Source organism: Bradyrhizobium sp., from assembly GCF_049798375.1.
Lineage (GTDB): Bacteria > Pseudomonadota > Alphaproteobacteria > Rhizobiales > Xanthobacteraceae > Bradyrhizobium.
On record NZ_JBARGP010000200.1, the window covers coordinates 1 to 5,009 of the forward strand.

A 5,009-nucleotide genomic window follows, 5' to 3' on the forward strand; every position below is an offset into this window, starting at 1 on the left:
CTTTCAACGGGACGCTGAACAGAAGTGTCGCCATCAGGAACATCACGGCGAAATTGATCAGGGCGACCGCAACATACGGAAGCTGCTTGCCGATCAGGAACTCGAGCCGCGTCACAGGAGTGACATAGAGGTTGGTGATCGACCCCAGCTCTTTTTCGCGGACGACCGCGAGCGCCATCAAGATTGCGGGAAACAGGGCCAACATCATCGCAATCGTCGATGGGACCATGGCAAAGATGCTGTCGAAGTCTTGGTTGTATTTGAATCGAACCTCGATATCAGCCGGCGATGGGTGAGCCGGCCGGGTCGTCCTCACGGCAGGGTCGCCCAAATAAAGCTGATGCATCCCCTGCAGGTAGCCGCGGATCGTCTCTGCACGAAACGGCATCGCGCCATCGACCCATGCGGACACCCAGGCAGGCCGTCCCCGCTTGATGTGCTCGCCGAAGTTCGGCGGGATTTCGATGCTGGCGTTGATCTGGCCATTTTTCAGTCGCTGATCGAGATCGGCGTAATCGGCAAGCGGCGGCTTTTCCACGAAATAGCGGGACCCGCGCAACTCCTCGAGATAGGCGCGGCTTTCGGGCGTCTGGTCGCGGTCGAGCACGGAAAAAGTGAGATTGTTGACGTCGGTCGAGATACCGAAGCCGAACACGATCATCAGGAGCGTCGTGCCAAACAGGGCGAACATCAGGCGGATGGGATCGCGTAGCAGCTCCAGGCCTTCGCGAATCGTATAGGCGAAGAGCCGTTGAAAGCTGAAACGGGGCTCACGAGAGCTTGCGCGGATCACGTCACCAGGGCCGGTGCCGGTTGCTTGAGCTTGGGTGAGCGTGAGGGGGGGGACTTCGCCTGCCTTCTCCTGCTCCAGGTAGCTGATGAAAGCATCTTCCAGGTTTTCCGCGGCCCTCGCCTTAATCAATCGCTCCGGCGTGTCGGTTGCGAGCACGCGCCCTTCATGCATGAGCGACAGACGGTCGCAGCGCGCTGCCTCGTTCATGAAATGCGTGGAAACGAAGATGGTGATCCCCTGGTTGCGCGACAGGTCGATCAGGAGCGCCCAGAACTCGTCGCGCGCCAGCGGATCGACGCCGGAGGTCGGTTCATCGAGGATCAGAAGCTCTGGTCTATGCACCACGGCCACCGCAAGCGACAGCCGCTGCCGGATCCCGAGCGGAAGCGCAGATGCGAGATCGTCGAGATAGCTGGCGAGACCGCAGGTCTCGACCAGCTCGGCGATGCGCTTGCTGGCGAACGCGCGAGGCAACTGGAAAAGCCGCGTGTGCAACAGCAGGTTCTGGCTGACCGTCAGCTCGCCATAAAGGGAAAAGGATTGCGACATGTAACCGACGCGCCGGCGCGCTTCGAGATCACCGGCCTGTAACGTCTTGCCGAAGATCAGCGCCTCGCCTGCCGAGGGAGGCAAGAGCCCTGTGAGCATCTTCATGGTCGTGGTCTTGCCCGATCCGTTCGAGCCGACAAATCCGAAGATTTCACCGCGGCGAATCGAGAAACTGACGCCGTCGACCGCCGTGAAATCGCCAAACCGGCAGGTCAGTTCTTTCGCGACGATCACAGGCTCGGCATCGGGATCGAGCGGGCGATCGATCGGCTCAAGAGCGGAAGAATGCTGTCGCTTCGGAAGCAGAGCCACAAAGGCGTCTTCGATTGATAGCGTCCCGGTTTGCGCCTTCAGCTCGGCGGGCGAGCCCGTCGCCAGAACCTTTCCGTCGTTCATGCCGATCAGCCAATCGAAGCGCTCGGCCTCCTCCATATAGGCCGTTGCGACGATCACGCTCATGGTTGTCCTGCGGCCACGCAGGCGGCCAATGAGGTCCCAGAATTGCCGGCGCGAGAGCGGATCGACGCCCGTCGTGGGTTCGTCGAGGATCAGCAGGTCGGGATCATGGATCAGCGAGCAGCAGAGTCCGAGCTTCTGCCGCATGCCACCGGACAGCTTCTTGGCCGGCCGATCAGCGAACGCCGCCAGTCCCGTACTTTCCAGGAGCTCCCGGATCCGCCACTCGCGTTCCTCGCGCGACTGGCCGAACAGCCTGGAAAAGAACTCGATATTCTCTTTAGCGCTGAGGTCAGGATAGAGATTCTTGCCGAGCCCTTGGGGCATGTAGGCGATCCGGGGACATACCGAGGCCCGGGTGGCGGCGTCCGCAATGTCGGCGCCGAGGACGACGAGTTCGCCGTGCTGGATCTGGCGGGCACCCGCCAGGATCGCAAGCAACGAGGATTTTCCCACGCCGTCCGGTCCGATCAGGCCGACGAGCTGCTTTGCAGGCAGTGCAACTGATACCCGATCAAGTGCCGTGACCGAACCGTAGACATGCGACAGGTCGGTGACGACGGCGACGACGTCGCCACTGCCCGTCATGAGGCACCCTGAAGATTGTTTGGCCAAGCAACCGCCGGATCCGAACGGACATAGCCAACGCCCGGCAATCCGCTTCTGACCGCGTCCATATGGCCGAGCAGGCGCTCGCGGTCGATGCGCATCCGGACGCGGAACATCAACTTGTCACGCTCGGTCTGGGTTTCCACGGTCTTGGGCGTGAACTGCGCCTGGCTTGCGATAAAGGAGACCTTGGCCGGGATTGGGTGATCGGGGTAGGCATCGAGCACGATGCGCGCATCGGCGCCGACCTTGACCTTGCCCGCTTCAGCCGTGGGTAGATAAATGTCCATGTAGACGTAGGACAGATCCAGCATGGTGAAGACCTTGCCGCCGGCGGCGAGAACCTCGCCGATATTGGTCAGCCGGTATTGGATGCGGCCCGCTTTCGGCGCAACGAGGCTGTTGTCCGCGATCTGCACCTTGTAGAAGCCCGCATCATGCTGAGCAGCCTCCAGCGCGTGTTGCACCTGCAGGAGTCTAGCCTGGGCAGCATTGAGCCCGGCGCTGGCCGCATCGAGCGCCTGCTTGCGCTGGTCTACGATCTCCTGGGTGGTCCAGCCGCTTTTCAGAAGCGAATTGGCGCGGTCCATCTCCTGTTCGGCCAGTGTCTTCGTCGTCTGCTGCTGGACGAGATTGGCTTGCGCCTCGTCGACCGAGTGCTGGGCCTGTCTGACTTGCGCTTCTGATTTTGAAAGAGACTGTTCGATGTCGCGAGTGTCCATCCGCGCCAGAACCTGGCCAGGCGTAACCATGTCGCCGATGTCGACCAGCAACTCCGCGACCCGGCCGGCATATTTGCTCGCGATGTCGATTTCGTCGGCCTCGATGCGGCCGTTGCCAAAACTGATCCCAACAGGCAGCGGCGGGTGGGCCTGTTTCCAGACATAATACCCCGCACCACCGGCGCCAGCCAAAATCGCGATCATGGCGACCACGATCCATCGAGACCGACGCTTGCTCCGCGTCACGCGCGCGGGCGGTAAGGGCTGCCGCACGAATGGCACAAGCGAAGGCGATGCGGATTCCTTCAATAGCGCGGGTTCCGTGCTGAGCTGCGTGTCGTGAACTGGCATGGTTACGGCCTTGAATGGCGGGAGCTGTTACCAGCTTCGCATTGCCGCATAATTTGCGTTTGACTTGGCTCAATTCATCCGGAGGCGCGCAAAATGCGACATCCGCACAGCGGCGCTCCGTGATGACCCGACTGCGTTCGCAGGTACATGGCCTCCAAGCGCGCGGCCTCCAGTTTCACAAGACCTTGTGGCCACCTCGGTGGAGAGAGGCGAAGCCGCCCGACGCAGCCCCTTGGCAAAGACGGGTGCGTCAAATTTTCCTGATTCACATTTGTCAAACAGCGTGCTGTCAAACAGCCTGCAGGCGAGCGATCTCGGCCTCGCGGCACGACATGCCCGAGTTCATGACCGAAAACTGCCCCTCTGCAGATGAGAGGGCGCGGGAAGGCCGGGTGCTGGTCGCACCCGCGGTCCGCGTGCAAACAAAAAGCACGCGGCAGAACCACAGGTACGGCCGAACAACCGGCCTTCCCCGCGCGATGGCTTTACGGCTTATACGCGATCTTCCCGGGGACCGGCTTTCTTGCCCCCGTGTCGCGACAATGCGCTGCGCGCATTGCGCTGGGCGTCAGCATCGGGACGCCAGAACCACGCGACTTCACCGTCCGCATATCATCAGCCGTCGCGCAAAAGCGCCTGATGAGCCGCGGCCACCGCATCCCCGCCTCACGTGTCGTGACGATCGCGATACGCCCCTCTCATTGAGGCGGGATGCACGGATGAAACCATTGATTTGGGGTTGAAGTCAAGAAATTTTCTGCTATTCGGAATTTTTGTCCCGCTCGTCTTTGTCACCGCACGTCGACCCTTGCGTGTAATGGCACGTCCTGCCGCCATCTCACGGGCGACCTCGCTCGCTGTAGAGTGTGAGGTTCTGCCGGCTCCCTTTGGCATCGCTTTTCAGTGCGCTTCGCAATTCCGCTGAGGCCCTCACGCTGTTTGTCGGGCAACTTCGCGACCCTCCGTTTCTGCAAAGCCGGCTTGCAGGACCTCTTCGCCCTTGTGGCGGAGGTGGGTGCGCAGGATGTGGGAGAGGCCGAGGCCATCGTGGCGCTGCAGGGCATTGAGGATCGCCTCATGTTCCTGGACAGCCAGGGCCCAGCGCGGCGTCGTCATCGGCGTGACATAGCGCGCGCGCCTGATACGCGCCGTCACCGACGCATAGAGTGCCGCGAGCACGGGATTGCCGGCGGCGGCGACGATCGCTTCGTGAATGGCGCGGTTGCAGCGGTAGTACTGGATCAGATCGCCGCCGCGATAGTGCTGCACCATCGCCGCGTGCGCGGCCGCGATCCCAGCGATCTCGGCGTCCGAGATGCGCTCGCAGGCAAGCTCGCCGGCGAGCGCCTCGAGCCCTTGGCAGACTTCGAACAAGTCCCGCATGTCCTTGTCGGTCAGCTTGGCGGCGCGCGAGCCGCGGTTGGGCAATAGCTGCACCAGACCTTCGGCGGCGAGCACCTTGAGGGCTTCGCGCAGCGGGGTGCGCGAGATCTGCAGCCGCTCGCACAGGTCGCGCTCGGGAATCCGCG

General features: G+C 62.2%; 3 protein-coding genes. All 3 read right to left on the minus strand.

Annotated features, from left to right (window positions below):
• Positions 1–2,386, minus strand: a 2,386-nt coding sequence (gene rbbA, locus WA702_RS08525) for a ribosome-associated ATPase/putative transporter RbbA (protein ID WP_425110084.1), incomplete at its 3' end; no start/stop codon positions are given.
• Complete coding sequence (locus tag WA702_RS08530; RefSeq protein ID WP_425110085.1) at positions 2,383–3,480, minus strand: HlyD family secretion protein; 1,098 nt, start codon at positions 3,478–3,480, stop codon at positions 2,383–2,385. The genes WA702_RS08530 and rbbA, both read right to left, overlap by 4 nt.
• 930 nt (positions 3,481–4,410) lie before the next feature.
• A partial coding sequence (locus WA702_RS08535) for a GntR family transcriptional regulator (protein WP_425110086.1) occupies positions 4,411–5,009 on the minus strand: 599 nt, incomplete at its 5' end.